This window comes from Microbacterium paraoxydans, assembly GCF_900105335.1.
Classification (GTDB): Bacteria; Actinomycetota; Actinomycetes; order Actinomycetales; family Microbacteriaceae; genus Microbacterium; species Microbacterium paraoxydans.
In genome coordinates this window covers 1317135-1343473 of sequence record NZ_LT629770.1, presented here as the reverse complement: position 1 = coordinate 1343473, position 26339 = coordinate 1317135, and the positions used below count along the sequence as shown (strand labels likewise).

At 67.6% G+C, this 26339-nt stretch carries 35 protein-coding genes; 33 read left to right on the top strand and 2 right to left on the bottom strand.

Annotated elements, in window-relative coordinates; genetic code table 11:
- The first annotated feature begins 55 nt into the window (after positions 1-55).
- The 3 genes from BLU02_RS06795 to BLU02_RS06785 are packed head-to-tail and all read left to right on the top strand — an operon-like array spanning position 56 to position 3568.
- Positions 56-1429, top strand: coding sequence for an FAD-dependent oxidoreductase (locus BLU02_RS06795; RefSeq protein WP_025102425.1), 1374 nt, complete (start codon positions 56-58; stop codon positions 1427-1429).
- A 60-nt stretch (positions 1430-1489) separates the two neighbouring features.
- Entirely contained in the window at positions 1490-2521 is a 1032-nt protein-coding gene (locus BLU02_RS06790; protein WP_060921236.1) for a hypothetical protein, read from the top strand.
- A gap of 36 nt (positions 2522-2557) precedes the next feature.
- The gene (locus BLU02_RS06785; RefSeq protein WP_060921237.1) at positions 2558-3568 is read left to right on the top strand and encodes an alpha/beta hydrolase; all 1011 of its coding nucleotides are present in this window, start codon (positions 2558-2560) and stop codon (positions 3566-3568) included.
- Here the strand turns inward: BLU02_RS06785 and BLU02_RS06780 are convergent.
- The gene (locus BLU02_RS06780; protein ID WP_060921238.1) at positions 3559-4191 is read right to left on the bottom strand and encodes a GntR family transcriptional regulator; all 633 of its coding nucleotides are present in this window, start codon (positions 4189-4191) and stop codon (positions 3559-3561) included. The genes BLU02_RS06785 and BLU02_RS06780 overlap by 10 nt on opposite strands.
- 413 nt (positions 4192-4604) lie before the next feature.
- Positions 4605-5093 carry a YajQ family cyclic di-GMP-binding protein gene (locus BLU02_RS06775; RefSeq protein ID WP_025102421.1) on the bottom strand — a complete coding sequence of 163 codons (489 nt, stop codon included), beginning with the start codon at positions 5091-5093 and terminating at the stop codon, positions 4605-4607.
- Between the two features lie 84 nt (positions 5094-5177).
- Between BLU02_RS06775 and BLU02_RS06770 the strand changes: the two genes are divergently transcribed.
- The 30 genes from BLU02_RS06770 to rpsH all read left to right on the top strand — a co-directional run bounded on the left by BLU02_RS06770 (position 5178) and on the right by rpsH (position 26335).
- Complete coding sequence (locus tag BLU02_RS06770) at positions 5178-5651, top strand: NUDIX domain-containing protein (protein WP_231919653.1); 474 nt, start codon at positions 5178-5180, stop codon at positions 5649-5651.
- Between the two features lie 170 nt (positions 5652-5821).
- Entirely contained in the window at positions 5822-7033 is a 1212-nt protein-coding gene (locus BLU02_RS06765; protein WP_060921240.1) for a sugar ABC transporter substrate-binding protein, read from the top strand.
- 72 nt (positions 7034-7105) lie between these two features.
- Positions 7106-8710, top strand: coding sequence for an ABC transporter permease subunit (locus BLU02_RS06760; RefSeq protein ID WP_060921241.1), 1605 nt, complete (start codon positions 7106-7108; stop codon positions 8708-8710).
- 1 nt (position 8711) lies between these two features.
- Positions 8712-9626, top strand: coding sequence for a sugar ABC transporter permease (locus BLU02_RS06755; RefSeq protein WP_025102417.1), 915 nt, complete (start codon positions 8712-8714; stop codon positions 9624-9626).
- A gap of 48 nt (positions 9627-9674) precedes the next feature.
- Positions 9675-10001 carry a PadR family transcriptional regulator gene (locus tag BLU02_RS06750; protein WP_025102416.1) on the top strand — a complete coding sequence of 109 codons (327 nt, stop codon included), beginning with the start codon at positions 9675-9677 and terminating at the stop codon, positions 9999-10001.
- A gap of 2 nt (positions 10002-10003) precedes the next feature.
- Complete coding sequence (locus BLU02_RS06745) at positions 10004-10654, top strand: HAAS signaling domain-containing protein (protein ID WP_060921242.1); 651 nt, start codon at positions 10004-10006, stop codon at positions 10652-10654.
- A gap of 64 nt (positions 10655-10718) precedes the next feature.
- A complete protein-coding gene (locus BLU02_RS17560) occupies positions 10719-10871 on the top strand; it encodes a hypothetical protein (protein WP_167627836.1) in 153 nt (50 codons plus the stop codon).
- Between the two features lie 112 nt (positions 10872-10983).
- Positions 10984-12084, top strand: a complete 1101-nt coding sequence (locus BLU02_RS06735; RefSeq protein WP_060921244.1) for an acyltransferase family protein — start codon at positions 10984-10986, stop codon at positions 12082-12084.
- 71 nt (positions 12085-12155) lie between these two features.
- Positions 12156-12584, top strand: coding sequence for a DUF6121 family protein (locus BLU02_RS06730; protein WP_060921245.1), 429 nt, complete (start codon positions 12156-12158; stop codon positions 12582-12584).
- A 49-nt stretch (positions 12585-12633) separates the two neighbouring features.
- On the top strand, positions 12634-13281 hold the full coding sequence (locus tag BLU02_RS06725) for a hypothetical protein (protein WP_060921268.1): 648 nt from the start codon (positions 12634-12636) through the stop codon (positions 13279-13281).
- Positions 13282-13508: 227 nt separating this feature from the next.
- Positions 13509-13877, top strand: coding sequence for a 30S ribosomal protein S12 (rpsL, locus tag BLU02_RS06720; protein WP_018187369.1), 369 nt, complete (start codon positions 13509-13511; stop codon positions 13875-13877).
- A gap of 5 nt (positions 13878-13882) precedes the next feature.
- The gene (gene rpsG, locus BLU02_RS06715; protein WP_017201608.1) at positions 13883-14353 is read left to right on the top strand and encodes a 30S ribosomal protein S7; all 471 of its coding nucleotides are present in this window, start codon (positions 13883-13885) and stop codon (positions 14351-14353) included.
- 96 nt (positions 14354-14449) lie between these two features.
- Positions 14450-16564: an elongation factor G gene (fusA, locus tag BLU02_RS06710; RefSeq protein ID WP_025102411.1), complete on the top strand. Its 2115-nt coding sequence runs from the start codon at positions 14450-14452 to the stop codon at positions 16562-16564.
- Between the two features lie 166 nt (positions 16565-16730).
- Complete coding sequence (gene tuf / locus BLU02_RS06705; RefSeq protein ID WP_025102410.1) at positions 16731-17924, top strand: elongation factor Tu; 1194 nt, start codon at positions 16731-16733, stop codon at positions 17922-17924.
- A gap of 147 nt (positions 17925-18071) precedes the next feature.
- The gene (locus tag BLU02_RS06700) at positions 18072-18284 is read left to right on the top strand and encodes a hypothetical protein (RefSeq protein ID WP_025102409.1); all 213 of its coding nucleotides are present in this window, start codon (positions 18072-18074) and stop codon (positions 18282-18284) included.
- Positions 18285-19142: 858 nt separating this feature from the next.
- Positions 19143-19451, top strand: coding sequence for a 30S ribosomal protein S10 (gene rpsJ, locus BLU02_RS06695; RefSeq protein WP_017201594.1), 309 nt, complete (start codon positions 19143-19145; stop codon positions 19449-19451).
- Between the two features lie 8 nt (positions 19452-19459).
- Positions 19460-20119 (top strand): 50S ribosomal protein L3, encoded by a 660-nt coding sequence (rplC, locus tag BLU02_RS06690; protein WP_025102408.1) that lies wholly within the window; start codon positions 19460-19462, stop codon positions 20117-20119.
- A 2-nt stretch (positions 20120-20121) separates the two neighbouring features.
- Positions 20122-20784 (top strand): 50S ribosomal protein L4, encoded by a 663-nt coding sequence (gene rplD / locus BLU02_RS06685; protein ID WP_025102407.1) that lies wholly within the window; start codon positions 20122-20124, stop codon positions 20782-20784.
- Positions 20781-21104: a 50S ribosomal protein L23 gene (rplW, locus tag BLU02_RS06680; protein ID WP_025102406.1), complete on the top strand. Its 324-nt coding sequence runs from the start codon at positions 20781-20783 to the stop codon at positions 21102-21104. Before rplD ends, rplW begins: the two co-directional genes overlap by 4 nt.
- Positions 21105-21124: 20 nt before the next feature.
- Entirely contained in the window at positions 21125-21964 is an 840-nt protein-coding gene (rplB, locus tag BLU02_RS06675; protein ID WP_025102405.1) for a 50S ribosomal protein L2, read from the top strand.
- 12 nt (positions 21965-21976) lie between these two features.
- The gene (gene rpsS, locus BLU02_RS06670; protein WP_017201589.1) at positions 21977-22258 is read left to right on the top strand and encodes a 30S ribosomal protein S19; all 282 of its coding nucleotides are present in this window, start codon (positions 21977-21979) and stop codon (positions 22256-22258) included.
- 25 nt (positions 22259-22283) lie between these two features.
- A complete protein-coding gene (rplV, locus tag BLU02_RS06665; protein ID WP_025102404.1) occupies positions 22284-22682 on the top strand; it encodes a 50S ribosomal protein L22 in 399 nt (132 codons plus the stop codon).
- Positions 22682-23434 carry a 30S ribosomal protein S3 gene (gene rpsC, locus BLU02_RS06660; RefSeq protein ID WP_025102403.1) on the top strand — a complete coding sequence of 251 codons (753 nt, stop codon included), beginning with the start codon at positions 22682-22684 and terminating at the stop codon, positions 23432-23434. Before rplV ends, rpsC begins: the two co-directional genes overlap by 1 nt.
- Positions 23434-23853 carry a 50S ribosomal protein L16 gene (gene rplP / locus BLU02_RS06655; RefSeq protein WP_025102402.1) on the top strand — a complete coding sequence of 140 codons (420 nt, stop codon included), beginning with the start codon at positions 23434-23436 and terminating at the stop codon, positions 23851-23853. Before rpsC ends, rplP begins: the two co-directional genes overlap by 1 nt.
- Positions 23853-24170, top strand: coding sequence for a 50S ribosomal protein L29 (rpmC, locus tag BLU02_RS17855; protein WP_025102401.1), 318 nt, complete (start codon positions 23853-23855; stop codon positions 24168-24170). The genes rplP and rpmC overlap by 1 nt, the downstream gene beginning before the upstream one ends.
- Positions 24170-24487, top strand: a complete 318-nt coding sequence (rpsQ, locus tag BLU02_RS06645) for a 30S ribosomal protein S17 (RefSeq protein WP_025102400.1) — start codon at positions 24170-24172, stop codon at positions 24485-24487. Before rpmC ends, rpsQ begins: the two co-directional genes overlap by 1 nt.
- Complete coding sequence (gene rplN, locus BLU02_RS06640) at positions 24484-24852, top strand: 50S ribosomal protein L14 (protein ID WP_025102399.1); 369 nt, start codon at positions 24484-24486, stop codon at positions 24850-24852. The genes rpsQ and rplN overlap by 4 nt, the downstream gene beginning before the upstream one ends.
- Positions 24853-24854: 2 nt before the next feature.
- Entirely contained in the window at positions 24855-25214 is a 360-nt protein-coding gene (rplX, locus tag BLU02_RS06635) for a 50S ribosomal protein L24 (RefSeq protein WP_025102398.1), read from the top strand.
- A complete protein-coding gene (rplE, locus tag BLU02_RS06630; protein WP_025102397.1) occupies positions 25214-25804 on the top strand; it encodes a 50S ribosomal protein L5 in 591 nt (196 codons plus the stop codon). Before rplX ends, rplE begins: the two co-directional genes overlap by 1 nt.
- Before the next feature lie 132 nt (positions 25805-25936).
- Complete coding sequence (rpsH, locus tag BLU02_RS06625; protein ID WP_025102396.1) at positions 25937-26335, top strand: 30S ribosomal protein S8; 399 nt, start codon at positions 25937-25939, stop codon at positions 26333-26335.
- Positions 26336-26339: the final 4 nt, after the last annotated feature.

Here is a 26339-nt window from a genome sequence, read left to right as displayed (position 1 = left end):
CGTGCACGGGCCCCGGGCCCGGGTGTCTCCCGCGACGGCACACGAAAGGACCTCCATGACCAAGCTGAGACTGGCCATCGTCGGCGCAGGCCCCGCGGGCATCTACGCCGCGGACATCCTGCTGAAGGCCGAGCGCAAGTTCGACGTGTCGATCGACCTGTTCGAGCAGCTTCCGGCCCCGTACGGGCTCGTCCGGTACGGCGTCGCCCCCGACCACCCCCGCATCAAGGGCATCATCACCGCCCTGCGCGACGTGCTCGACCGTGGCGACATCCGCCTCTTCGGCAACGTCCGGTTCGGCGAGGACATCACGCTCGACGACCTCAAGAAGCACTACAACGCGGTCATCTTCGCCACCGGGGCGATCCGTGACACGTCGCTGGACATCCCCGGCATCGACGCGGTGGGCTCCTACGGCGCCGCCGACTACGTGAGCTGGTTCGACGGCCACCCCGACGTGCCGCGCGAGTGGCCGCTGGACGCCGCCTCGGTGGCGGTCCTCGGCAACGGCAACGTCGCCCTCGACGTCTCCCGCATGCTCGCGAAGCATGCGGAGGACCTTCTCGTCACCGAGGTCCCCGAGAACGTGTACGAGGGGCTCAAGGCGAGCGCCGTCACGGACGTGCACGTGTTCGGCCGCCGGGGCCCGGCCCAGGTGAAGTTCACGCCGCTGGAGCTCCGCGAGCTGGGGGAGCTGCGCGACGTCGACATGGTCGTCTACGACGAGGACTTCGACTACGACGAGGCCTCGAAGGACGCAGTCGCGAGCAACAAGCAGGTCATGGTCATCGACCGCATCCTGCAGTCGTGGCGCAAGCGCGACTCCGTCAACAACGCCGGCGGCACCGCCTCGCGCCGCCTGCACCTGCACTTCTGGGCGCGCCCGGTCGAGGTGCGCACCGACGAGAACGGCCGTGTCGCGGCTCTCGTGTACGAGCGCACCCAGCCGGACGGCCAGGGCGGTGCGGTCGGCACCGGTGAGCTGCGCGAGGTGCCCGTGCAGGCGCTGTATCGCGCGATCGGCTACTTCGGCTCGCCGCTGCCCGGGGTCCCCTTCGACAAGAAGCACGGCGTCATCCCGAACCACGAGGGCCAGGTGCTCGCGAAGGACTCCAACGACCGCGTCCCCGGCGTGTACGCCACGGGGTGGATCAAGCGCGGCCCGGTCGGCCTCATCGGCCACACGAAGTCCGACGCCATGGAGACCGTCCGTCACCTCATCAACGACCAGGGCTCGTGGTGGCACCCGGAGGACCCGTCCGAGGAGGCCATCCCGGCGCTGCTCGCCGAGCGCGGCGTCGCCTGGACCGACCTGGACGGCTGGCACCGCCTCGACGAGCACGAGATCAGCCTCGGCGCGCCCCAGGAGCGTGCACGTGTGAAGGTCGTCCCGCGCGACGAGATGGTGCGCGTCTCCCGCGGCGAGTGAGTCGTCTCGGCGCCGGGGCGTGCTCCCGGCGCCGGGTCCCCGCAGCCCTAGGCTGAGGCCATGCGACCTCGTGCACTCCTGGCCCTCGGCGCCGTGGCCGTGCTCCTGCTGTCCGGCTGTGCACCCGAACCCGAGGTGAAGCCCACCGGCACGCCGACGGCCGCCGCCACGGTCGCGCCCACTCCCGCATCGGCGGAAGCGCCCACTCCGGCCTTCGATGTGGACTGCGCCGATGTCGCCGAAGCGATGTCGGGCTCCGCCGGCGAGGTCGAGGGTGAGGTGGCGGAGGCGCTGGGTGTGTGGTCGTCACCGAGCTGGTACCCCGGTCCCGCGCAGCACATGTTCCAGCGGGCGGGCGGCATCGCCTGCTCGGCGGGGACGGCGGAGCGCAACTGGGAGGTCACGATCCTCCCCGGGGCCGAGGAGACGATCACGGGCGCGGAGTCCCGCGGCGGGTACTACGGTGAGGAGTCCCGCTGCGAGAGCGGCGGATACTGCTTCTTCCAGCTGGTCGACGGCGACGTCCTGGTCTCGGCGACCGTCGTGGATCCGGAGAAGGGGCCTGACGATATTGCGACGCTCGAGGAGGCCCTGCGCGGACTCGGCGCGGCAGCCGTGGCGTCGCTGCGTGAGGTGGATGTGCTGGAGAGTGCGGTCGAGGGCGTGGACTGCACGCGGTTCCTCACCGCGACGGAGCTCGCAGAGCAGGTCGACGCCGAGGTGCACGTGATCGACGCGTTCGGCGGATGGTCCATCCCGGCCGAGGTCTACCAGGAGCGCAACGGTGCGCGGATCTGCTACTACGCCTCCGGGGACGACGAGTACGCGGCCCAGGGGTACATCATGCTCACCACGCTGCCCGGTGGCGCGTGGGCGTTCGACGAGCTCGAGGACGGGGAGGAGATCGCGATCGAGGGCGTGGATGCCGCCCGCACCGGCGTCGACGAACTCCGCCGTCCGGTGCTCGATCTTCGCGTGGGTGCGGACTGGCTGCGTCTCACGACGTTCGACGGGTCGGGGATCGACGACCTCGCGCCGATCGCGGCCACCATAGCGGACGACTTCGCCGTCGCCCGTCCGGGCGGCGAGTGACGCCGTGGGCTAGCCTGGGCGCGAGGGGGAGGACGCATGGCCGAGTGGGTTCCGGATGTTCTCGGCGATGAGTTCGCCCAGCTCACCCTCGACCTCGGCAGCGACGAGCAGGGTCCGGTGGTCGCCACCCTCGTGCGGGCTCTGCCGGCTCCGGTTCCGTGGTGGGAGCGCGCCCGGCGCCGTCGCCCGTTGCTCGAGGGCGTGGACGTGCTCTACATCCACGGGTGGTCGGACTACTTCTTCCAGAAGCGGTTGGCCCGATTCTGGACGGCTCGCGGTGCCCGCTTCTTCGCCCTCGACCTGCGCAAGTACGGGCGCAGCCTGCGCGAGGGCCAGACCCCGGGCTACATCACCGACCTGTCCACCTACGACGAGGACATCGCCGCGGCCCTGGACGCGATGGGGCGCGGCGAGGACGGCGAGGAGAGCGGGCGACGCCTGATCCTCTTCGGACACTCGACCGGCGGCCTGACGCTGAGCCTGTGGGCGTCGCGGCATCCCGGTGCGGCCGACGCCCTCATCCTGAACAGTCCCTGGCTCGAGTTCCAGTTCGCTCCCGTGCGGGCCGCGATCGCCCCGATGGTCGAGTTCCAGGCACGGATCCGGCCGCTCGACGTCGCGCCGCAGGTCGACCTCGGCTACTACACCCGGGCGCAGCAGGAGGTGGCCGACCCCGACGACCCGATGGAGGTCAACACCGCCTGGCGTCCCGTGCAGACGATGGCCGTGTACGCCGGGTGGCTCAACGCGATCCTCACCGGGCACAAGGCCGTCGCCGCGGGTCTCGACATCGCGGCGCCGGTCTGCGTCCTGCTGTCGAAGCGGTTCGTGCCGCCGACCCGGTGGTCGGAGGAGCTGACCTCCGCCGACTCCGTGCTCGTCGTCGACGACATCGCCCGCGCGGCCCTGCGGCTGGGTTCCACGGTGACCGTCGAACGGATCGACGGCGCCCTGCACGACGTGTTCCTGTCCCGACATGAAGCCCGGGAGGACGCGTACCGCCGCCTGCACCGCTGGGTCGTCGGCTGGCGCGCCGTTCAGACGTAGTACATCGCGCGTGCGAGGCGCTCCGCCTCATCGCCGTCGCCGGAGCGCACCGCGTCGGCGAACCCCGCATAGACCTGTCGCATCCGCTCGCGATCGCCGGGACGCACGACCCACCCGCGCAGGTTCCGGGTCACGGCGACGGCGACATCGTCGATGAGCATCCGGTGCTGGCGGTTTCCGCTGTGGTCGGCGAGGTAGGCGAAGACGGCCCATCGCGCCCGTGCCGTCGATGCGCCGTCGGCGAGCGAGTCCTGCATCCGTGCGATGAGATCCTGCACGCGCTCCCGTTGGACGGCGCTCAGTCTCGGCACCGCCATCCGCGCCGTGATGCCGCCCTGGTAGCCGGCGAACTCCAGCGATTCGGCCACCACCTGCGGCGTGACCATCGTCACCTCCGTGTACCGGCTCGGGTACATCGTCACCAGTCCCAGTCGCTCCAAGCGCTGGAGCGCTTCGCGAACCGGCGTCCGCGAGACGTGGAGCTCGTCCGCCACGTCGACGTCCCGGATCCGGTCGCCTTCGGCGAACTCTCCCTCCGTGATGAGCCGCCCGATGTGGTGGAACACCTCATCCGCCAGCAGCTGCTTGTTCTCTCCGATGCTCTTCGACTCGATCTGCCCCATGGCCCAGCCCCCGGTCGTTCTTGGTCTGCGACCGGCGTCCACTCCCGGGCGGTGAGGGAGCGACGGTCGCAGGATTGCCGTCATGCCTCCACGGGGGGCCGATCCGCGTGGGGGCGCGCAGCGGGCGGGGAGGCTTGTCATGAACCCGGGACCGGTCGGCGTGCGACGTCGGCAGACCCCAGGCCGACGCGAGCTTCGGGGGCCCGCGCCGCTCCCTCCCCTGAGCCGGCGTGGCATCCTCGAAGCGCATCCACCGCGGCGATCGGGCGTCGGACGGGGATGGCGTCGGAGTCGTGACGAATCACGACCGCTTCCAGTCTCGACGAAGAACACCGATATCTCGGTATGCGTTGACCGGGGAAAAGAAAGGGCCCGGGATGACTCCCGAGCCCTGGCCTCCGACGCGAATGGCGTCAGCGGTAGTTGATGAACTGCAGATCGATGTCGAGGTCGCTGCCCTTGAGGAGCGCGATCACGGCCTGGAGGTCGTCGCGGCTCTTGGACTGCACGCGGAGCTCGTCGCCCTGGATCTGGCTCTTCACGCCCTTGGGGCCCTCGTCGCGGATGATCTTGCCGATCTTCTTCGCGTTCTCCGAGGAGATGCCGTCCTTCAGGCTCGACAGGATGCGGAACTCCTTGCCGCTGGCGAAGGGCTCTCCCGAGTCGAGGCTCTTCAGGGAGATGCCGCGCTTGATGAGCTTGGACTGGAACACGTCGAGGACGGCGTTCGCGCGCTCCTCGGTGTTCGCGGTGATGAGGATCTGCTCGCCGCTCCAGGCGATCGAAGCGCCGGTCCCCTTGAAGTCGTAGCGCTGCTCCACCTCTTTGCGCGCCTGGTTCAGGGCGTTCTCGGCCTCCTGGCGATCCACTTTCGAGACGATGTCAAAGGAACTGTCAGCCATGACTCAACTGTATCCGCGGGGGTGCGGAAAGTCCCGTGAGCGGGCTCACGGGGCGCGCGCCGCCCCGGCGCCTAGACTTCGTCGATGCCGATGTCGCCCTACGTCGAGGCGATCCGTGCGCGGATCGGACACGACTTCCTCCTGCTGCCCGGTGTCACCGCCGTCATCCGCGACGGCGAACGGTTCCTGCTGGCCCGACACGCGCACTCCGGCGTGTGGAGTCTGCTCGGGGGCGGCATCGAGCCCGGTGAAGAGCCCACGGACGCGGTCGCCCGGGAAGTCCTCGAAGAGACGGGAGCGCGTCTGCGGATCACAGGACTCATCGGCGCGTACGGTGGCGACCCGATGGCGGTGACCTATCCGAACGGCGACCAGGTCGGCTACGTCACGGTCGCCTACGAGTGCGAGCTGCTCAGCGACCCGGCACCGGACATGGACGAGATCGTCGAACTGCGCTGGTGCCCGCGAGAGGCCATCGCCGCCTTGCCGCGGCGTGACTGGATCGACCGCGTCATCCGCGATGCGCCGCATCGTGCTGGCGGTGACGCCGCGCGCTGATGCCCTCACCATCGGCTGATATGGAAGCGTTTTCATATCAGGAGAGTCTCGTCGTGCCGATCACGGGTTGATATCAACGCGCTCGCGGATTGTGATCGCCTTTCGAAACGATGCATACTGTAAGCGCTTGCAGTCTTGCAGGCGCTCAGCACTGAGAGAGGCACACACCAATGAAGGTGAACAAGAGGGGCATGGTCGCCGCGGGCGCCATCGCCATCGTTTCGGCTCTGACGCTCGCCGGCTGCTCGACCGGCTCCGGCGGCGACGACTCTTCCTCCGGTGGAGACGGCGGCGGCACGCTGACCGTCTGGGTCGACGCCGAGCGGGTCGACGCGCTGCAGGGCGCGGCGGACGCGTACCAGGAGAAGACCGGTGTCACGGTCAAGCTGGTGGGGAAGTCCGTCGACGACATGAAGGACGACTTCATCCAGCAGGTCCCGACCGGCAAGGGCCCCGACGTGGTCATGGGCGCTCACGACTGGCTCGGCGAGCTCTCGACCAACGGCGTCGTCGCGCCGATCGAGCTCGGCGACAGCTCTGAGGACTACCTCCCCGTCGCGCTCCAGGCGGCGACCTACGAGGGCACCGTCTACATGCTCCCGTACGCGGTCGAGAACATCGCGGTCCTGCGCAACGCCGACCTCGTCCCCGAGCCCGCGACGAGCTTCGACGACATGGTCTCGAAGGGCACCTTCGTGGTGGAGCAGGGCGCCGAGGGCAACCCGTACCACCTGTACCCGTTCCAGACCGCGTTCGGCGCTCCGGTCTTCGGCACCGACGACAGCGGCAGCTACGACCCGACCGACCTGCAGCTCGGCAGCGAGGGCGGCTTCGCCTTCGCCGACTGGCTGGGAGCGCAGGGCGCGGCCGGCACGCTGAACACCGATATCGACGGCGAGATCGCCAAGCAGCAGTTCCTCGACGGCACCGCCGCCTTCTGGCTGACCGGCCCGTGGAACGTGGGCGCGGCCACCGAGGCGGGCATCAACGTCGAGATCGACCCGATCCCGAGCCCGACGGGGGAGACGGCCTCGCCGTTCGCCGGCGTCAAGGGCTTCTTCGTGAGCGCCGAGTCGAAGAACAAGGTCGCGGCCAACGACTTCCTCGTCAACTACCTCGGCACGGAGGACGTGCAGCTGGAGCTGTTCAAGGCCGGCAACGTGCTCCCGGCCCTCACGGCTGCCGCCGACACCGCGGCGTCCGACCCGATCATCGCCGGCTTCCAGGCCGTCGGCGCCGACGCGGTCCCCATGCCGGCGATCCCCGCCATGGGCGCTGTCTGGCAGTTCTGGGGCGTGGCCGAGGCCGCCATCATCAACGGCGAGGACCCGCAGGCGACGTGGCAGAAGCTCGTCGACGACGTGACCGCCGCGATCGAGTAACGGCCGACAAGATGACGACCCTGCCGGGGCGGGCCGACCAGCCCGCCCCGGCAGGACCATGACGAGGACGACATGACAGACACCGAAGAGCGCACCGCGCCCCCCACTCCTCGGCAGCGCCAGGCGGCGAAGATCGCCGAGGCGGCCTCCCGACCGATCGGGTGGATGCTGCTCAAGATCCTGTTGCTGGCGATCGTGGACGCGATCGCCGTCTACGCCGTGTTCGTGCTGCTCGTGCAGCACGAGTGGCTGGTCCTCGGCCTCGTCGTCGCGGTGACGGTCCTCGTCAACTACATCTACTTCTCCCGCAAGCGCATCGCGGCGAAGTACCTCACCCCCGGCATCATCTTCCTGGTCCTGTTCCAGGTCTTCACGCTCCTCTACACGGGCTACATCGGCTTCACGAACTACGGCACCGGTCACAACGGGAGCAAGGAGCAGGCGATCTCGTCGCTGCTCGCCTCCGCGCAGGAGCGCGTCGAGGACTCTCCGACGTACCCCGTCACGGTGGTCGAGCAGTTCGGCACCTACGGCCTCCTCGTCACGGATCCGGAGGACGGCGATGCGCTCCTCGGCACGGCGGAGCAGCCTCTCGCCGAGGTCGACGCGGAGTTCGAAGGCGGCAAGGCCGTCGCCCTGGACGGGTGGACCACTCTTCCGCTCGCCACCGTCTTCACCCTGTCGGAGGAGCTGGAGCAGCTCTCCGTCCCGTTCAGTGACGACCCCAACGACGGCAGCCTCCGTGCACCCGACGGTCAGAACGGCTACCTGTACGTCTCGACGCTGATCTACGACGCCGCTGCGGACACGATCACGGACACCGCGACCGGCACGGTCTACAGCGACACCGGCGACGGTGCGTTCACGGCGGAGGACGGCGAGCAGCTGCTGCCCGGCTGGCAGACCACGGTCGGCTTCGACAACTTCGTCCGCGCGGTGACCGACGAGTCCATCCGCGGCCCGCTCATCTCCGTCACCGTCTGGACCTTCGTCTTCGCGCTGGTGTCCGTCGCGACGACCTTCTTCCTCGGCCTGCTGCTCGCGCTCGTCTTCAACAACACGCGCATGCGCTTCCGCAACGGCTACCGGATCATCCTCATCCTCCCGTACGCCTTCCCCGCGTTCCTCTCCGCGCTCGTCTGGGCCGGGATGATGAACGAGAGCTTCGGGTTCATCAACCAGGTGCTGTTCGGCGGCGCGGCCATCCCGTGGCTCACCGACCCGGTGCTGGCGAAGGTGTCCGTGCTGCTGGTGAACCTCTGGCTCGGCTTCCCGTACATGTTCCTCGTCTGCATGGGCGCGCTGCAGGGCATCCCGGACGACGTGAACGAGGCCGCCGTCATGGACGGCGCGAACGCGTGGCAGATCTTCCGCCGCATCAAGCTGCCGCTGCTGCTGGTGACCGTGGCGCCGCTGCTGATCTCGTCGTTCGCGTTCAACTTCAACAACTTCAACCTGATCTACATGCTGACCAAGGGCGGCCCGCGCTTCAGCGACGTGTCGATCCCCGTCGGCCACACCGACATCCTCATCTCGATGGTCTACAAGGTGGCGTTCACCGGACAGACCCGCGACTACGGACTCGCCTCCGCCTTCACGATCCTGATCTTCGTCGTGGTCGCGACGATCTCGATCATCAGCTTCCGCAAGACCAAGGCCCTCGAGGAGCTGAACTGACATGAGCACCGTCCCCAGCACCGCCACCGCCACCGCCCACCGCACCGCTCCGCGGCGTCGTTCGTTCGGCGCCTGGTTCGCCGACACCGGCTGGCGTCATCTCGTCGCCATCGTGGTGAGCGCCTTCGCCCTCTTCCCGCTGCTGTACGTGGTGTCGGCCTCGCTCAACCCGAAGGGCACGCTCACCGGGTCGAACCAGCTCTTCTCGGCCATCGGGATCGACAGCTACGTGCGCATCCTCAGCGACCCGCAGAATCCGTACGGGACGTGGTTCCTGAACACGCTGCTCATCGCGGTCGTGACGGGCGCGGTCACCGTCTTCATCGGGGCCTGTGCGGCATATGCCTTCTCCCGCATGCGCTTCGCGGGCCGCCGCGTGGGGCTCGTCACCATCGTCGTCGTGCAGATGTTCCCGCAGCTCCTCGCGGTCGTCGCGATCTTCCTGCTGATGTCGACGCTGGGGGACTGGTTCCCGGCGATCGGCCTCAACACGCACACCGGCCTGATCCTCGTCTATCTCGGCGGCGCGCTGGGCGTGAACACCTACCTGATGTACGGCTTCTTCAACACGATCCCGAAGGAGATCGACGAGGCCGCCCGCATCGACGGCGCCGGGCACGCGCGGATCTTCTTCACGATCATCCTGCGCCTGGTCGCGCCGATCCTCGCGGTCGTCGGTCTGCTCTCCTTCATCGGCACGGTGAACGAGTACGTGATCGCCAGCGTCATGCTCGTCGACGTGGATCAGCAGACCCTTGTCGTCGGTCTGACCAAGCTCGTCGCGAACCCCCGCTATGCCGACTGGTCGGCCTTCTCCGCCGGCGCGGTCATGGCCGCGATCCCGGTCATGGTGCTGTTCCTCTTCCTGCAGAAGTACATCGTCGGCGGTCTGACCGCCGGAGCGACAAAGGGCTGACCGAAGAACCGCTGCCGCTATCCTGCGTCACATGCTACCTTGTGAGGCATGACAGCGGACGTCGGTGCGCAGATGCGCAAGGGAGTGGTCGAGTACTGCGTACTCGGTCTGCTGTCGCGCGAGCCCATGTACGGCTGGCAGCTGTCGGATGCACTCACCGGCGCCGGGCTGATCGCCAGCATCGGCACGCTGTATCCGCTCCTCGGGCGGCTGCGCGACAACGGCTGGGTGACGACGTTCGACCGGCCGTCGGAGAGCGGTCCGGTGCGCAAGTACTACCGGCTCACGGATGCCGGTATCGATCAGCTCGCGCGCTTCCGGGCGCAGTGGGCGCCGTTCGCCCGTGCCGTCACGGGCATGGTGGGGGAAGGATGACAATGACCGAGAAGACCGCAGCCGAGCTGCGTGACGACTACCTGGCGCGGCTGGACGAGGCGATGCGCGGACTACCGCACGGTGTCGCGTCGGACATCCGCGGCGGGATCGCGGAGGAACTCGACGGGCTCGATGCGGAGGCGACCGCGGAGCGGATCGACCGGCTGGGGGACCCCCGAGGGATCGCCCGTGAGGCGGAGGACGAGGTTCCGACCGCGCCGCCCGTCGTGCTCCCTGCGCCCACGCCCGCACCCTCGGCTCCGCGCACGCCGACGACCGCGACGCGGGGCTTCGCGATCGCGGCCGCGCTCACCCTCAGCTTCGGCGGGATCGTGGTGCCGGTCGTCGGCTGGTTCGTGGGTGCGGTGCTCGTGAGCCTGAGTGCGATGTGGCGGACCTGGGAGAAGGCGGTTGCGATCCTGGTGCCCTTCGTCGCCACCGGGCTGACCGTCCTGATCGCATCGACGATGACCGGCTTCTCCACCGGATCGGCGTCCGGCAGCTCGACCGGCGGCGAAACCATGCCGGAGGTGGTGAACCCACTCGTCCCCTCCTTCGGGGAGTGGCACCTGCTCCTGCTCCTGGGGTTCCTACTGGTCCCGGCTTCCGGGCTCTGGCTGCTCTGGCGGATGCGCGGTCGTAGCGCCCGTTGAGCGACACCACCTCGACGCGGCGTTGCTCACGACCCTCGCGACGGCTCGGGCCTACGGTGAGACCATGGCACGGGTGGGTGGACGCAACCTCGGGATGAGCTGGTTCGCCGGCATCGTGTGTGCAGGGATCGTCGCCGGACTCGTCTGGCTCTCGCTGCCGATGGTGCCGATCCTCGCGCAGTTCGCCGGGGATGCGCTTCGCAGTACTTTTCCCTGAGCGGCGGAAACCGCGGGACCACGCGTATGGCGACACGACGGCACGCCTCCGGAAGCGCCGGGACAGGCGGCGGTAATCTCGCACTGCACATCCCCGATGAGAGGCGCACCCCATGAGTGATCCCGAGGCTCGTCAGCCCGAGAAGTCGAACGACGTCGACGACGTCGTCGGCAGCGCGAACGCCGGTCTCGACGCCGCGGCGGCGGCCCGCGGAGATGTCCCCGGCCACGCCGACGACGCCCGTGCGGATGATTCCCGCGCCGCAGACGTCACCGCGGCCTCCTCCGAGCCAGTGGCCGACCAGGCCGCGACCCGGCAGGAGTCCGCCGTCGACCCCGATCTCGCCGCCTTCGAGGCCGCCGAGCGGGACCACCCCGGTACTTTCAGCTCCGCCGCCCCGATGCCCTCGAGCACCGACGGCGACCGCCGTGACGCGGACCTCCGCGACGCGGACCGCCGCGATGCGACCCCCGAGACCTCGCTGTACGCGACGCCGGAGACCTCGCTGTACTCCACGCCGAGCAGCCACGCGCACGAGGAGTCGGCCATGGCCGGTGCGGCCTACGCATCGCACGCCGACGACACCGACACCCGCATCGTGCCGTCCGAACCGCTCACGAACGGCGCGGCCGCCGCGCCGCAGCAGCCGCAGCCGATCTTCGTGCAGGCGCCGGAGCCACCGCGCGAGCGTGGCAACCGCGGCCCCGCCGGGGCCATCGGCCTGCTCGCCACCGTCGCCTTCGCGCTGCTCTACCTCGCCACCACACTCGGCCTCGGCGCCCTGGCCGGCGATGTGAACGGGGAGAACATCGGCGAGGCGCTCGTCGCCCCGCTGCTCACCTGGGGGTTCTGGACCCCGGTGGTCGTGTTCTTCCTCGGCTTCTGGCTCCTGGGAGCCATCATCAACCGCGGCCGCTGGGGCCTGTGGGTGGTGTTCGGCATCGTGGTCGGGCTGATCGCCTACGCCGGACACATCCTGGGCCAGCTCTTCGAGGCGCCCTTCTGGAAGCTCACGGCGTCGCAGGGTCTCGAACTCGCGGGCGAGCAGCTACTCGCCCCGCTGGCCATCGCGGCCTTCGTCTTCGCCCGCGAACTCACCATCTGGTTCGGCGCCTGGGTGGCCCGCAGCGGTGCCCGCAAGACCGAGCTGAACGAGGAGGCGCAGCGCGAGTACGAGCGCACCCTCGAGGCCGGTCCCACCCTGTCGAGGTAATCACGAACACCACCACGCCGAACCCCCGCGGGCCCGAGTCCGCGGGGGTTTCGGCTGTCCTGGCGGCGGTCATGGCCACCATCGCCTTCTTCGCCCTCGCGGTCTTCGGCCTCGGCGCCCTCAGCGTCGCCACCGACCGCGACATCATCGACGTCCCGGGCCTGGGGCAGGTCCCCGGGGTGTCCGGCATGGTCGCGGCCGTCGTCGTGTTCGCACTCACGCTGTGGGCGACGGTGCGGAGAGGACATGCCTCCTTCGGCTCCGCTCCCGTGATCGCGCTGCTCACGGCACTCGTGCACTTGGCCACGGTCTGGATCGCCGTGCTCGTCGCGACGAGCGATGTGGTCGTGGCCACGGCCGTCGCCGGAGATCTCGTCCGCGGCGGCGCGAGCCTCGTGCTCCTCGCCGCCGCAGCGGTGGCTGCCTGGGGCGGGATAGCCCTCCGCCGGACGAGGTCCGCACAGCCGCGATGGCCGTGGGAGCGTGACGAGGCGGAGTGACACCCCGTAAATCCGCGCCGTGAGCGGCGACGCGCCGTACGCTGGTGGGGTGGAGCGCTCATTGGAGACGCAGGTCGACCAGGCCGTCGAGGCCTGGTTGCGCTGGGTGCCGCGCTGGGAGCCGGCGACCCACCGCGGAAGGACTGCGCCGTGCCGGCGCTGTCTCGGCTCGCCCGTCCTCGCCGCCGCAGGCATTGCGGGCACCACGCCGCACGGTGTCCAGCATGGGCTGTCGACGCGTGTCAAGACGATCGTCGACCACGCGGTCGCGGAGTACACGGCGCGGAACCTCCCGACCCTGCAGCGCGAGCTCGATCAGCAGGCAGCGCGCAACCGCGCCCGCAGCTACCGGCCGACGGAGGACCTCGACCCCGAGTTCGAGGGCATGCCGCTGGATCCGGAGCCGGTACCCGGCGCCCCCTTCCTCTTCACGATCGCCGGTCTCGCTGACGATTCCGCTGCGGAGTTGCCGCCGCTGCCCCCGCTGTCGGACGAGGCGAAGACCGCTCTCCGGCAGGAGGTCGCCCTGGCCGACGAGTACGCGAACCTCGTCGGGCGCGAGATCTGCGGGATCCTGCTCCGACACCGGATCACGATCCAGGCTGCGGTGTCGCGACATGTCGAGCCGCAGATCGAGGCGCTTCTCGCCGAGCTCACGGAGTCGCTGGACTCGCCGTTCGACCCCGACATCCCCTGACTTCGGGTGGCGCGGGGGAGTGCGACCATCATTTGACCGTCAGGTTACGCGGCATTACACTTGATCAGGTGTGTGCACGTCCTGACGTGCGCGCTGGGCGTCGGCACCTCGCCGGTCCGCCCCCACGGCATACCCACCACACCAAAAGCTCGTCGGTTCCGGCGTGCCGGTGGGTCATGATGTGAAACCCATCACGCTGTCACCGTGCAGCACTATGAGGAGAGAACGTGCCAACCATTCAGCAGTTGGTTCGCAAGGGTCGCTCGCCCAAGGTCACCAAGACCAAGGCGCCCGCGCTCAAGGCGAACCCGCAGCAGGCCGGGGTCTGCACCCGCGTCTACACCACCACCCCGAAGAAGCCGAACTCGGCGATGCGCAAGGTCGCTCGTGTGAAGCTCCGCAACGGGACCGAGGTCACCGCGTACATCCCCGGTGAGGGCCACAACCTGCAGGAGCACTCCCTGGTGCTCGTCCGAGGCGGTCGTGTGAAGGACCTCCCCGGTGTGCGTTACAAGATCGTCCGTGGCGCTCTGGACACCCAGGCCGTCAAGAACCGTAAGCAGGCTCGTTCCCGCTACGGCGCGAAGAAGGGTTGAGTTAGATGCCTCGTAAGGGTCCCGCCCCCAAGCGCCCCGTCGTCAACGACCCGGTCTACGGCGCTCCGATCGTCACCTCGCTGGTGAACAAGATCCTCGTCGACGGCAAGAAGTCGCTGGCCGAGTCGATCGTCTACGGCGCCCTCCGCGGTGTCGAGGCGAAGAACGGCCAGGACGCCGTCGCCACCCTGAAGAAGGCGCTCGACAACGTGCGCCCCACGCTCGAGGTCCGCAGCCGCCGCGTCGGTGGCTCGACCTACCAGGTTCCGGTCGAGGTCAAGCCGCACCGTGCGAACACCCTCGCGCTGCGCTGGCTCGTGAGCTACGCCAAGGGTCGTCGTGAGAAGACGATGACCGAGCGTCTCCAGAACGAGATCCTGGACGCGTCGAACGGCCTGGGTGCCGCGGTCAAGCGCCGTGAGGACACCCACAAGATGGCCGAGTCGAACCGCGCGTTCGCTCACTACCGCTGGTAACCCCTTCGACGGGCTCAGGGACCCTTCCGCGTTCCTGGGCCCGTCGCACCCCCTCTTCGCAGTACACCTGCTGCTCCAAAAGATAAGGACACTCCTGTGGCACAAGACGTGCTCACGGACCTGAGCAAGGTCCGCAACATCGGCATCATGGCGCACATCGATGCCGGCAAGACCACGACGACCGAGCGCATCCTGTTCTACACGGGCGTCAACCACAAGCTCGGCGAAACGCACGACGGTGCGTCGACCACCGACTGGATGGAGCAGGAGAAGGAGCGCGGCATCACGATCACGTCTGCCGCCGTGACCTGCTTCTGGAACAAGAACCAGATCAACATCATCGACACCCCCGGTCACGTGGACTTCACGGTCGAGGTGGAGCGTTCGCTCCGCGTCCTCGACGGTGCGGTCGCCGTGTTCGACGGCAAGGAGGGCGTCGAGCCCCAGTCCGAGACCGTGTGGCGTCAGGCCGACAAGTACAACGTGCCCCGCATCTGCTTCGTCAACAAGATGGACAAGCTCGGCGCGGACTTCTACTTCACGGTCGACACGATCATCAACCGCCTCGGCGCCAAGCCGCTGGTGCTGCAGCTCCCGATCGGTGCCGAGAACGACTTCGTCGGCGTCATCGACCTCGTCGAGATGCGTGCTCTGGTGTGGCCCGGCGATGCCAAGGGCGACGTGACCATGGGCGCCTCCTACGAGGTGCAGGAGATCCCGGCCGACCTCAAGGACAAGGCCGAGGACTACCGCCAGCAGCTGCTGGAGACGGTCGCCGAGACCGACGAGGAGCTTCTCGAGAAGTTCTTCGGCGGCGAGGAGCTCACCGTCGCGGAGATCAAGGGCGCCATCCGCAAGATGGTCGTCGCCAGCGAGATCTACCCGGTCCTCTGCGGCTCCGCCTTCAAGAACCGCGGTGTGCAGCCGATGCTGGACGCGGTCGTCGACTACCTCCCGTCCCCGCTGGACGTGCCCGCCATCGAGGCGCACGACCCGAAGGACGAGGAGAAGATCATCGAGCGTCACCCCGACGCGAAGGACCCGTTCGCGGCCCTGGCCTTCAAGGTCGCCGTGCACCCGTTCTTCGGTCGTCTGACGTACGTGCGCGTCTACTCGGGCGAGCTCGAGTCGGGCGCCCAGGTCATCAACTCGACCAAGGGCAAGAAGGAGCGCATCGGGAAGATCTTCCAGATGCACGCCAACAAGGAGAACCCGGTCGACAAGCTGACCGCCGGCAACATCTACGCCGTCATCGGCCTGAAGGACACCACCACCGGTGACACCCTCGCCGACATCGCGCAGCCGGTCGTCCTCGAGTCGATGACGTTCCCGGAGCCGGTGATCGAGGTCGCGATCGAGCCGAAGACCAAGGCCGACCAGGAGAAGCTGGGTCTCGCGATCCAGAAGCTCGCTGAGGAGGACCCGACCTTCCGCACGGAGCTCAACCCGGAGACCGGTCAGACGACCATCAAGGGCATGGGCGAGCTGCACCTCGACATCCTCGTGGACCGCATGAAGCGCGAGTTCCGCGTCGAGGCGAACGTCGGCAAGCCGCAGGTCGCGTACCGCGAGACGATCCGCAAGGCCGTCGAGAAGCACGACTACACGCACAAGAAGCAGACCGGTGGATCGGGCCAGTTCGCCAAGATCCAGTTCAACATCGAGCCGCTCGAGCTCGACGGCGAGAAGACGTACGAGTTCGTGAACGCGGTCACCGGTGGCCGCATCCCGCGCGAGTACATCGGCTCGATCGACGCCGGTTTCCAGGACGCCATGAACGTCGGTGTCCTCGCGGGCTACCCGATGGTGGGCGTCAAGGCGACCATCGTCGATGGTGCAGCGCACGACGTCGACTCCTCGGAGATGGCGTTCAAGATCGCGGGCTCCATGGGCTTCAAGGAGGCCGCGCGTCGTGCCAACCCCGTGCTGCTCGAGCCGCTGATGGCCGTCGAGGTCCGTACTCCGGAGGAGTACATGGGCGACGTCATCGGCGACCTGAACTCGCGTCGTGGCCAGATCCAGTCGATGGAGGACGCCGCCGGCGTCAAGGTCGTGCGCGCCGCGGTGCCGCTGTCCGAGATGTTCGGCTACATCGGCGACCTGCGCTCGAAGACCTCGGGCCGTGCCGTCTACTCCATGGAGTTCGACAGCTACGCCGAGGTCCCGCGCGCGGTGGCCGACGAGATCGTCCAGAAGGCCAAGGGCGAGTAATCGCTCTTCTGGGAGCCCTGGGTGCTGAGCAAGTCAAAGCACCCGGGGTTCCCAGGTCACCTACAACTTCACATTCCCTCTCTACTAAACTGAGAACCTAACCCGTAGAGAACCGGTCGCAAACCAGTGCCCGGCACCTCTACAACGACGTCCTGAGGAGGACCCAGTGGCTAAGGCCAAGTTCGAGCGGACCAAGCCGCACGTCAACATCGGAACGATCGGTCACGTCGACCACGGCAAGACCACGCTCTCCGCAGCGATCTCGAAGGTGCTTGCTGACAAGTACCCGTCCGACACGAACGTGCAGCGCGACTTCGCTTCCATCGACTCGGCGCCGGAAGAGCGCCAGCGCGGTATCACGATCAACATCTCGCACATCGAGTACGAGACCCCGAAGCGCCACTACGCCCACGTTGACGCCCCCGGCCACGCCGACTACGTCAAGAACATGATCACGGGTGCGGCGCAGATGGACGGCGCGATCCTCGTCGTCGCGGCCACCGACGGCCCGATGGCGCAGACGCGCGAGCACGTTCTGCTCGCCAAGCAGGTCGGCGTCCCCTACCTGCTCGTCGCGCTGAACAAGTCCGACGCGGTCGACGACGAGGAGATCCTGGAGCTCGTCGAGCTCGAGGTTCGCGAGCTGCTCTCGAGCCAGGGCTTCGACGGCGACAACGCTCCCGTCGTCCGTGTCTCCGCTCTCAAGGCCCTCGAGGGCGACGAGAAGTGGGTCGACGCGATCCTCGAGCTCATGCAGGCTGTCGACGACAGCGTTCCGGACCCGGAGCGTGACCGTGACAAGCCGTTCCTCATGCCCGTCGAGGACGTCTTCACGATCACCGGTCGTGGCACCGTCGTCACGGGTCGTGCCGAGCGTGGCACCCTGGCCATCAACTCCGAGGTCGAGATCGTGGGTCTGCGCCCGACGCAGAAGACGACCGTCACCGGTATCGAGATGTTCCACAAGCAGCTCGACGAGGCATGGGCCGGCGAGAACTGTGGTCTGCTCCTCCGCGGCACCAAGCGCGAGGACGTGGAGCGCGGCCAGGTCATCGTGAAGCCGGGTTCGGTCACGCCGCACACCAACTTCGAGGGCACGGCCTACATCCTGTCCAAGGACGAGGGTGGCCGCCACAACCCCTTCTACACGAACTACCGTCCGCAGTTCTACTTCCGCACCACGGACGTCACCGGCGTCATCTCGCTGCCCGAGGGCACCGAGATGGTCATGCCCGGCGACACCACCGACATGACGGTCGAGCTGATCCAGCCGATCGCCATGGAGGAGGGCCTCGGCTTCGCCATCCGTGAGGGTGGTCGTACGGTCGGCGCCGGTACGGTGACGAAGATCATCAAGTAAGCAGCCGCTTCCTCGCAGAGGGGTCGAGCCTTCGGGCTCGACCCCTCTGTCGTTTTCCGGATCGAGGGTTCCGTCGCCCGGTTCCGCCCGGCACAATGAGGTGTCCGGCGCGATCGTCGGAAGCACACACCTCCGAAGGGGATTCACATGGGTATCGAGGACGCCGTCAACAAGGGCAAGGACCTGTACGAGCAGAACAAGGACAAGCTGGCCGAAGCGGTCAAGAGCGAGCAGGCCGAGGACATCAGCGACAAGGTGCTCGACGGCGTCGCCGACTTCGCGAAGAAGATCGCGCCCGGTGCCGCCGAGAAGATCGATGAGATCCGCGAGAGCGCCGACAAGAGCGTGGGCAACGAGTAGATCCCGACATCTCCGTGGAGAGCGGCGGTCCCGAGAGGGGGCCGCCGCTCTTCCGTGTCGAGGGGACGCATGGCGCCCTCGGATGTGGCGGATTCTCGAAGACATCGAGTAGGATCGTGTCGACCGCCTGGGGATCTTGCGGTCGGGGTGCCGAAGGGGTTCGGCTCCCGAATCACGCGGGTTCATCCGCGTTCACACTGGGGAAAGCGATCTTGGGGATCATCGTGCGACGCGCGCACTCTCTGCGCCTGAGCGTCTCCCCGCCCGCGCGGCGGGTCTTCCGCCGCGCCCTCGGTCGAGGCATCCGGCGTCCCTTCACGCTGGATTCCTCGCGTTCGGTGTGCCCCCTCGCACCGGACGCCCTCCCCAAGCGGGGCGAGGCATGGGGATGCCTCGCCCCGCGCTCCTCCGCGGGCTGAGGCGCCCGGGAAGAGGCGTTCACTGGGAGTCCGGTGAGCGCGACACGCCCGGGTTTGCAGAAGTGAAATCCGTCGTGGCAGAATAGACAGGTTCGATATTCCGTCGCCGCTGTGCGTGCGCCGGATCACTGCCAGGGCAGTGCATAGACGGCGCCTCCTCCGGGAGGCTGCAGGGTTCTAGGCCGCGGGCAGCAGAACACAATCCCGACACCTTCATCATCGAGGGCACTGCCGTGCGCGGCGGGCGTCGGGCATCCGTCACCTTCGGGTGTGCGGCTGACAGCAGAACAGTGGTGCAGCCTCTTCGACAGGCTCCCTGACCGCGAGGTCGAGAGCCGGAGAAGACGAGTGCCGAGGCGCGAACAGCGCCGACGTGCGTCCAATGCCCCAAGGCCACCCGGTCTCGGACGGTAAGACGCTTAAAGAGAGAGAGCAGACAATGGCGGGACAGAAGATCCGCATTCGCCTGAAGTCGTATGACCACGAGGTCATCGACACGTCCGCACGCAAGATCGTCGACACCGTGACCCGTGCGGGCGCGACCGTCGTCGGACCCGTGCCCCTTCCGACCGAGAAGAACGTCGTGTGCGTCATCCGGTCGCCCCACAAGTACAAGGACAGCCGCGAGCACTTCGAGATGCGCACCCACAAGCGCCTGATCGACATCGTCGACCCGACGCCCAAGGCTGTCGACTCGCTGATGCGTCTCGACCTTCCGGCCGACGTCAACATCGAGATCAAGCTCTGAGGTCCGCCATGGTTGACATCAACTCCAAGGTTTCCAAGGGCATGCTCGGCACCAAGCTCGGCATGACCCAGGTCTGGAACGAGAACGGCAAGCTCGTTCCCGTCACCGTCATCGAGCTCGCGCCGAACGTGGTCACCCAGATCCGTACCCCCGAGAAGGACGGCTACAACGCCGTGCAGATCGCGTACGGTCAGATCGACCCCCGCAAGGTGAACAAGCCCCTCTCGGCTCACTTCGAGGCTGCCGGCGTCACGCCGCGTCGTCACGTGACCGAGGTCCGCACGGCCGACGCCGCCGACTACACCCTGGGCCAGGAGCTCACGGTGGACGGCACGTTCGAGGCCGGCCAGCTCGTCGACGTCGTCGGCACGAGCAAGGGCAAGGGCACCGCCGGTGTCATGAAGCGCCACAACTTCAAGGGCGTCTCGGCATCGCACGGTGCACACCGCAACCACCGCAAGCCCGGCTCCATCGGCGCATCGTCGACCCCGAGCCGCGTCTTCAAGGGCATGCGCATGGCCGGCCGTATGGGTGGCGAGCGCGTGACCGTCCTCAACCTCACGGTGCACGCCATCGACATCGAGAAGGGACTCATGCTCGTCAAGGGCGCCGTCCCCGGTGCTCGCGGCCGCATCGTCTACGTCCGCAACGCAGTGAAGGGTGCCTGATCATGGCTGACTCCACTCTCGCGCTCGACGTCCTCAAGGCAGACGGCAAGAAGGCAGGCTCCGTCGAGCTTCCCGCCGCGCTGTTCGACGTCAAGACGAACATCCCGCTCATCCACCAGGTCGTCGTCGCGCAGCTCGCGGCGGCTCGCCAGGGCACGCACTCGACCAAGCGTCGTGGCGAGGTCTCGGGCGCCGGCCGCAAGCCCTTCAAGCAGAAGGGCACGGGTAACGCCCGTCAGGGCTCGATCCGCGCGCCGCACATGACCGGCGGTGGCATCGTGCACGGCCCGAAGCCGCGCGACTACTCGCAGCGCACCCCCAAGAAGATGATCGCTGCCGCCCTCCTGGGCGCGCTCAGCGACCGCTTCCGCGGTGACCGTCTGCACGCGATCGACACCTTCGGCACCGACGGCGCGCCGTCGACCAAGGCCGCCGCGGGCTTCCTCGCCCAGGTCGCCACGTCGAAGAACGTCCTCGTGGTCATCGAGCGCGGCGACGAGCTCGCGCTCAAGAGCATCCGCAACCTCGGCCACGTCCACGTGCTGACGTTCGACCAGCTCAACGCCTACGACGTGCTCGTCTCCGACGACATCGTCTTCACCCAGGCCGCGCTCGAGGGCTTCATCGCCTCCAAGTCCGGCGCCAACCAGGAGGTCTCCGCATGAGCGAGCAGGCATCTGTTCTCCAGACGGCCCTGAACAAGGACCCGCGCGACATCATCCTGAAGCCGGTCGTGTCCGAGAAGAGCTACGGCCTGATCGACGAGGGCAAGTACACCTTCCTCGTCGACCCGCGCGCTTCGAAGACCGAGATCAAGCTCGCCATCGAGAAGATCTTCGGCGTCAAGGTCGCGTCCGTCAACACGATCAACCGCGTCGGCAAGGCCCGTCGCACCCGCTTCGGCACCGGTAAGCGCAAGGACACCAAGCGCGCCATCGTGAGCCTGAAGTCGGGCACCATCGACATCTTCACGGCAATCGGCTGATCCGGGGGACAAGGACAATCATGGCTATTCGCAAGTACAAGCCCACGACCCCGGGCCGTCGCGGCTCGTCGGTGGCTGACTTCGCCGAGATCACCCGATCGACGCCGGAGAAGTCGCTGCTGCGCCCGATCTCGAAGACCGGTGGTCGCAACAACCAGGGCCGCATCACGACCCGTCACATCGGTGGTGGCCACAAGCGCCAGTACCGCGTCATCGACTTCCGTCGCAATGACAAGGACGGCGTGAACGCCAAGGTCGCTCACATCGAGTACGACCCCAACCGCACCGCGCGCATCGCGCTGCTGCACTACTTCGACGGCGAGAAGCGCTACATCCTCGCGCCGGCGAAGCTGAAGCAGGGCGACATCGTCGAGTCCGGCCCCGCGGCGGACATCAAGCCGGGAAACAACCTCCCGCTGAAGAACATCCCCACGGGTACCGTCATCCACGCCATCGAGCTCCGCCCCGGCGGCGGCGCGAAGATGGCGCGCTCGGCCGGTGCGTCGGTCCGCCTCGTCGCCAAGGACGGCCCCTACGCCCAGCTGCGTCTGCCCTCCGGTGAGATCCGCAACGTCGATGCGCGCTGCCGCGCGACCATCGGCGAGGTCGGCAACGCCGAGCAGTCGAACATCAACTGGGGCAAGGCCGGCCGCATGCGCTGGAAGGGCGTCCGCCCGACCGTCCGCGGTGTCGCGATGAACCCGGTCGACCACCCGCACGGTGGTGGTGAGGGCAAGACGTCCGGTGGACGTCACCCCGTCTCCCCGTGGGGTCAGGCCGAGGGCCGCACCCGCCACGCCAACAAGGAAAGCGACAAGTACATCGTGCGTCGTCGCAACGCCGGCAAGAAGCGCAAGTAGGAGTAAGAGAAGATGCCTCGCAGTCTCAAGAAGGGCCCCTTCGTCGACGAGCACCTGCTTCGCAAGGTGGTCGTGCAGAACGAAGCCGGCACGAAGAACGTCATCAAGACCTGGTCCCGCCGGTCCATGATCATCCCGGCCATGCTGGGTCACACGATCGCGGTCCACGACGGTCGCAAGCACATCCCCGTGTTTGTCTCCGAGACCATGGTCGGTCACAAGCTGGGCGAGTTCGCGCCCACCCGCACCTTCCGCGGCCACGAGAAGGACGACAAGAAGGGCCGCCGCCGCTGACGCGGTGGCGATAGAGGAGAGAGAAATGGTGGAGTCCATCGCACGCGTGCGACACATCCGCGTGACCCCTCAGAAGGCTCGTCGTGTCGTCGCGCTCATCAAGGGCAAGCAGGCCCAGGAGGCTCTGGCGATCCTGAAGTTCGCTCAGCAGTCCGCCAGTGAGCCGATCTACAAGCTTGTCGCGTCGGCCATGGCCAACGCGCAGGTCAAGGCGGATCGTGACGGCGAGTACCTCGACGAGCAGGACCTGTACGTGAAGAACGCGTACGTGGACGAGGGCACGACGCTCAAGCGTTTCCAGCCCCGTGCACAGGGTCGCGCTTTCCAGATCAAGAAGCGCACGAGCCACATCACGGTCGTGCTCTCGACGCCGGAGGCGGCTCCTGCTGCGGCCGGCGACAGCAACAAGAAGGCGAGCAAGTAATGGGACAGAAGGTCAACCCGTACGGCTTCCGCCTCGGCATCACCACGGACCACGTGTCGCGCTGGTTCTCCGACTCGACGAAGCCGGGTCAGCGTTACGCCGACTACGTGGCCGAGGACATCAAGATCCGTCGCCTGCTGCAGACGCAGCTCGACCGTGCCGGCGTCTCGAACATCGAGATCGAGCGCACCCGTGACCGCGTCCGCGTCGACATCCACACCGCCCGCCCGGGCATCGTGATCGGTCGTCGTGGTGCAGAGGCCGAGCGCATCCGCGGCGACCTCGAGAAGCTCACGGGCAAGCAGATCCAGCTGAACATCCTCGAGGTCAAGAACCCCGAGGCCGACGCCCAGCTGGTCGCCCAGGGCATCGCCGAGCAGCTCTCGGCTCGTGTGGCGTTCCGCCGCGCGATGCGCAAGGGTCTGCAGGGCGCGCAGCGCGCCGGCGCCAAGGGCATCCGCATCCAGGTCTCGGGCCGTCTCGGCGGCGCCGAGATGAGCCGGTCGGAGTTCTACCGCGAGGGTCGTGTGCCGCTGCACACGCTGCGCGCGAACATCGACTACGGCTTCTACGAGGCCAAGACCACCTTCGGCCGCATCGGCGTGAAGGTGTGGATCTACAAGGGCGACCTCACCGCCAAGGAGCTCGCGCGCGAGCAGGCCAACGCGCCGAAGTCGCGCCGTGACGACCGTGGTGACCGCCGCCGTGCCCCGCGCAACGAGGCACCTGTTGCAGAAGGAGCTTCGGCATAATGCTCATCCCCCGTAAGGTCAAGTACCGCAAGCAGCACCACCCGGGGCGCTCGGGTCAGGCCACCGGCGGCACGAAGGTCTCCTTCGGCGAGTTCGGCATCCAGGCCCTCACCCCCGCGTACGTGACGAACCGTCAGATCGAGTCCGCTCGTATCGCGATGACCCGTCACATCAAGCGTGGCGGCAAGGTGTGGATCAACATCTACCCGGACCGTCCGCTCACGAAGAAGCCTGCCGAGACCCGCATGGGTTCCGGTAAGGGTTCCCCCGAGTGGTGGGTCGCCAACGTCAAGCCGGGCCGCGTCCTCTTCGAGGTCGCGGGTGTCGACGAGCAGCTCGCTCGCGAGGCACTGACCCGTGCAATCCACAAGCTGCCGCTCAAGGCACGCATCATCAAGCGCGAGGAGGGCGACGCGTAATGGCGATCGGCACCAAGGAGCTCGCTCCGGCAGAGCTCGACACGTTCGAAGACCAGCGCCTCGTTGAGGAGCTGCGCAAGGCCAAGGAGGAGCTGTTCAACCTCCGTTTCCAGTCGGCCACCGGCCAGCTGGAGAGCCACGGCCGCATCCGCGCCGTCAAGCGCGACATCGCGCGCCTCTACACGGTGATCCGCGAGCGCGAGCTGGGCATCCGTGCGACGCCCGCTCCGGTCGAGGCTCCCGCGAAGAAGGCGACCAAGTCGAAGGCGAAGAAGGCGGACGCCGCCGAGGACGCCCCGAAGGAAGAGGCTGAGTGATGGCCACCAAGAAGGAAGCCGCCGTCGAGGCTGAGCACGCCGCTCACGACGTGCGCGACGCCGACGCCCGCGGGTACCGCAAGGCCCGTCGTGGCTATGTCGTCAGCGACAAGATGGACAAGACGATCGTCGTCGAGGTCGAGGACCGCGTGAAGCACCCGCTTTACGGCAAGGTCATCCGCCGCACGTCGAAGGTCAAGGCGCACGATGAGGCGAACTCCGCCGGCATCGGCGACCTGGTCCTGATCAACGAGACCCGCCCGCTGAGCGCCACCAAGCGCTGGCGTCTGGTGGAGATTCTGGAGAAGGCCAAGTGATTCAGCAGGAGTCCCGTCTCAAGGTCGCCGACAACACCGGCGCCAAGGAGCTGCTCACGATCCGCGTCCTCGGTGGCTCGCGCCGCCGGTACGCCGGTCTGGGCGACACCATCGTCGCGACCGTCAAGGACGCGATCCCCGGTGGCAACGTCAAGAAGGGCGACGTCGTCAAGGCGGTCATCGTCCGCACCAAGAAGGAGACCCGTCGTCCCGACGGCTCCTACATCAAGTTCGACGAGAACGCCGCCGTCATCCTGAAGAACGACGGGGAGCCCCGCGGCACCCGTATCTTCGGGCCGGTCGGCCGTGAGCTTCGCGACAAGAAGTTCATGAAGATCGTCTCGCTGGCACCGGAGGTCATCTGATCATGGCGAAGATCAAGAAGGGCGACCTGGTTCAGGTCATCTCGGGCGCCAAGCCCGAGCGTGGTGGCGACCGCGGCAAGCAGGGCAAGGTCCTCGACGTCCTCGTCGAGCAGAACCGTGTCGTCGTCGAAGGCGTCAACTACGTCACCAAGCACACGCGCGTCGGTCAGACGCAGCGTGGCACGAAGACGGGTGGCCTCGAGACCGTCGAGGCGCCCATCCACATCTCGAACGTCGCACTCGTCGACCCCTCGACCAAGAAGCCGACCAAGGTCGGCCACCGGGTCGAGGAGCAGACCAAGGACGGCGTGAAGCGCACCGTCCGCGTGCGCTTCGCGAAGAAGAGCGGTAAGGACCTCTGATGGCAACGACCGACGCTGCGGTGGCTGGCAAGATCCAGCCCCGCCTGAAGGCGAAGTACAACGCCGAGATCAAGAAGGCTCTGCAGGACGAGTTCGGCTACGAGAACGTCATGCAGATCCCCGGCCTGGTCAAGGTCGTCGTGAACACCGGTGTCGGCGAGGCTGCTCGCGACAGCAAGGTGATCGATGGTGCGGTCGACGACCTCACCAAGATCACCGGCCAGAAGCCGATCGTCACCAAGGCCCGCAAGTCCATCGCGCAGTTCAAGCTGCGTGAGGGCCAGGCCATCGGTGCGCACGTCACCCTCCGTGGCGACCGTGCGTGGGAGTTCGTGGACCGCCTGGTCTCGCTCGCGCTGCCCCGCATCCGCGACTTCCGCGGTCTGTCGGCCAAGCAGTTCGACGGCAACGGCAACTACACCTTCGGTCTCCAGGAGCAGAGCGTGTTCCACGAGATCGATCAGGACAAGATCGACCGCGTCCGTGGTTTCGACATCACCGTCGTGACCTCGGCGAAGACGGACGACGAGGGCCGGGCACTGCTCCGTCACCTCGGCTTCCCGTTCCGCGCGGACGACGCCCAGGCGTGACCCTTCGACGGGCTCAGTGGTCTCGTGTCACTGAGCCCGTCGATGTGCACGTACAATTGAAGATTGCGTGCTCATCGCAGGCCGTCTGTCGTGTAACGGCAGCCGGAACCTCATGAACGAAAGTAGACAACAATGACAATGACAGACCCGGTCGCAGACATGCTGACCCGTCTGCGCAACGCGAACTCGGCGCACCACGACACCGTGACGCTGCCGTCGAGCAAGCTCAAGACGCACATCGCAGAGATCCTCCAGCAGGAGGGCTACATCGCCGGTTGGGAGACCTCCGACGCGCGCGTGGGCAAGAACCTCACGCTGACGCTGAAGTACGGCCCGAACCGCGAGCGCTCGATCGCGGGCATCAAGCGCGTGTCGAAGCCCGGCCTCCGCGTGTACGCGAAGTCGACCGAGATCCCCACGGTCCTCGGCGGCCTCGGCGTGGCCATCCTGTCCACCTCCTCCGGTCTCCTCACGGACCGCCAGGCTGAGCAGAAGGGCGTGGGCGGAGAAGTTCTCGCCTACGTGTGGTAATCCG

Coding starts and splice junctions, on each gene's coding strand:
- BLU02_RS06770 (WP_231919653.1), top strand. CDS start 5,178: ATGCCGATGTCGCCCTACGTCGAGGCGATCCGTGCGCGGATCGGACAC.
- BLU02_RS06765 (WP_060921240.1), top strand. CDS start 5,822: ATGAAGGTGAACAAGAGGGGCATGGTCGCCGCGGGCGCCATCGCCATC.
- BLU02_RS06760 (WP_060921241.1), top strand. CDS start 7,106: ATGACAGACACCGAAGAGCGCACCGCGCCCCCCACTCCTCGGCAGCGC.
- BLU02_RS06780 (WP_060921238.1), bottom strand. CDS start 4,191: ATGGGGCAGATCGAGTCGAAGAGCATCGGAGAGAACAAGCAGCTGCTG.
- rplB (WP_025102405.1), top strand. CDS start 21,125: ATGGCTATTCGCAAGTACAAGCCCACGACCCCGGGCCGTCGCGGCTCG.
- rpsJ (WP_017201594.1), top strand. CDS start 19,143: ATGGCGGGACAGAAGATCCGCATTCGCCTGAAGTCGTATGACCACGAG.
- BLU02_RS06790 (WP_060921236.1), top strand. CDS start 1,490: ATGCGACCTCGTGCACTCCTGGCCCTCGGCGCCGTGGCCGTGCTCCTG.
- BLU02_RS06745 (WP_060921242.1), top strand. CDS start 10,004: ATGACCGAGAAGACCGCAGCCGAGCTGCGTGACGACTACCTGGCGCGG.
- BLU02_RS06730 (WP_060921245.1), top strand. CDS start 12,156: ATGGCCACCATCGCCTTCTTCGCCCTCGCGGTCTTCGGCCTCGGCGCC.
- BLU02_RS06755 (WP_025102417.1), top strand. CDS start 8,712: ATGAGCACCGTCCCCAGCACCGCCACCGCCACCGCCCACCGCACCGCT.
- BLU02_RS17560 (WP_167627836.1), top strand. CDS start 10,719: ATGGCACGGGTGGGTGGACGCAACCTCGGGATGAGCTGGTTCGCCGGC.
- rpmC (WP_025102401.1), top strand. CDS start 23,853: ATGGCGATCGGCACCAAGGAGCTCGCTCCGGCAGAGCTCGACACGTTC.
- BLU02_RS06735 (WP_060921244.1), top strand. CDS start 10,984: ATGAGTGATCCCGAGGCTCGTCAGCCCGAGAAGTCGAACGACGTCGAC.
- BLU02_RS06700 (WP_025102409.1), top strand. CDS start 18,072: ATGGGTATCGAGGACGCCGTCAACAAGGGCAAGGACCTGTACGAGCAG.
- rpsG (WP_017201608.1), top strand. CDS start 13,883: ATGCCTCGTAAGGGTCCCGCCCCCAAGCGCCCCGTCGTCAACGACCCG.
- rplV (WP_025102404.1), top strand. CDS start 22,284: ATGGTGGAGTCCATCGCACGCGTGCGACACATCCGCGTGACCCCTCAG.
- rplW (WP_025102406.1), top strand. CDS start 20,781: ATGAGCGAGCAGGCATCTGTTCTCCAGACGGCCCTGAACAAGGACCCG.
- rpsS (WP_017201589.1), top strand. CDS start 21,977: ATGCCTCGCAGTCTCAAGAAGGGCCCCTTCGTCGACGAGCACCTGCTT.
- BLU02_RS06750 (WP_025102416.1), top strand. CDS start 9,675: ATGACAGCGGACGTCGGTGCGCAGATGCGCAAGGGAGTGGTCGAGTAC.
- BLU02_RS06775 (WP_025102421.1), bottom strand. CDS start 5,093: ATGGCTGACAGTTCCTTTGACATCGTCTCGAAAGTGGATCGCCAGGAG.
- BLU02_RS06795 (WP_025102425.1), top strand. CDS start 56: ATGACCAAGCTGAGACTGGCCATCGTCGGCGCAGGCCCCGCGGGCATC.
- rpsC (WP_025102403.1), top strand. CDS start 22,682: ATGGGACAGAAGGTCAACCCGTACGGCTTCCGCCTCGGCATCACCACG.
- rplE (WP_025102397.1), top strand. CDS start 25,214: ATGGCAACGACCGACGCTGCGGTGGCTGGCAAGATCCAGCCCCGCCTG.
- BLU02_RS06785 (WP_060921237.1), top strand. CDS start 2,558: ATGGCCGAGTGGGTTCCGGATGTTCTCGGCGATGAGTTCGCCCAGCTC.
- rpsQ (WP_025102400.1), top strand. CDS start 24,170: ATGGCCACCAAGAAGGAAGCCGCCGTCGAGGCTGAGCACGCCGCTCAC.
- rplP (WP_025102402.1), top strand. CDS start 23,434: ATGCTCATCCCCCGTAAGGTCAAGTACCGCAAGCAGCACCACCCGGGG.
- rplX (WP_025102398.1), top strand. CDS start 24,855: ATGGCGAAGATCAAGAAGGGCGACCTGGTTCAGGTCATCTCGGGCGCC.
- rplD (WP_025102407.1), top strand. CDS start 20,122: ATGGCTGACTCCACTCTCGCGCTCGACGTCCTCAAGGCAGACGGCAAG.
- rpsH (WP_025102396.1), top strand. CDS start 25,937: ATGACAATGACAGACCCGGTCGCAGACATGCTGACCCGTCTGCGCAAC.
- rplC (WP_025102408.1), top strand. CDS start 19,460: ATGGTTGACATCAACTCCAAGGTTTCCAAGGGCATGCTCGGCACCAAG.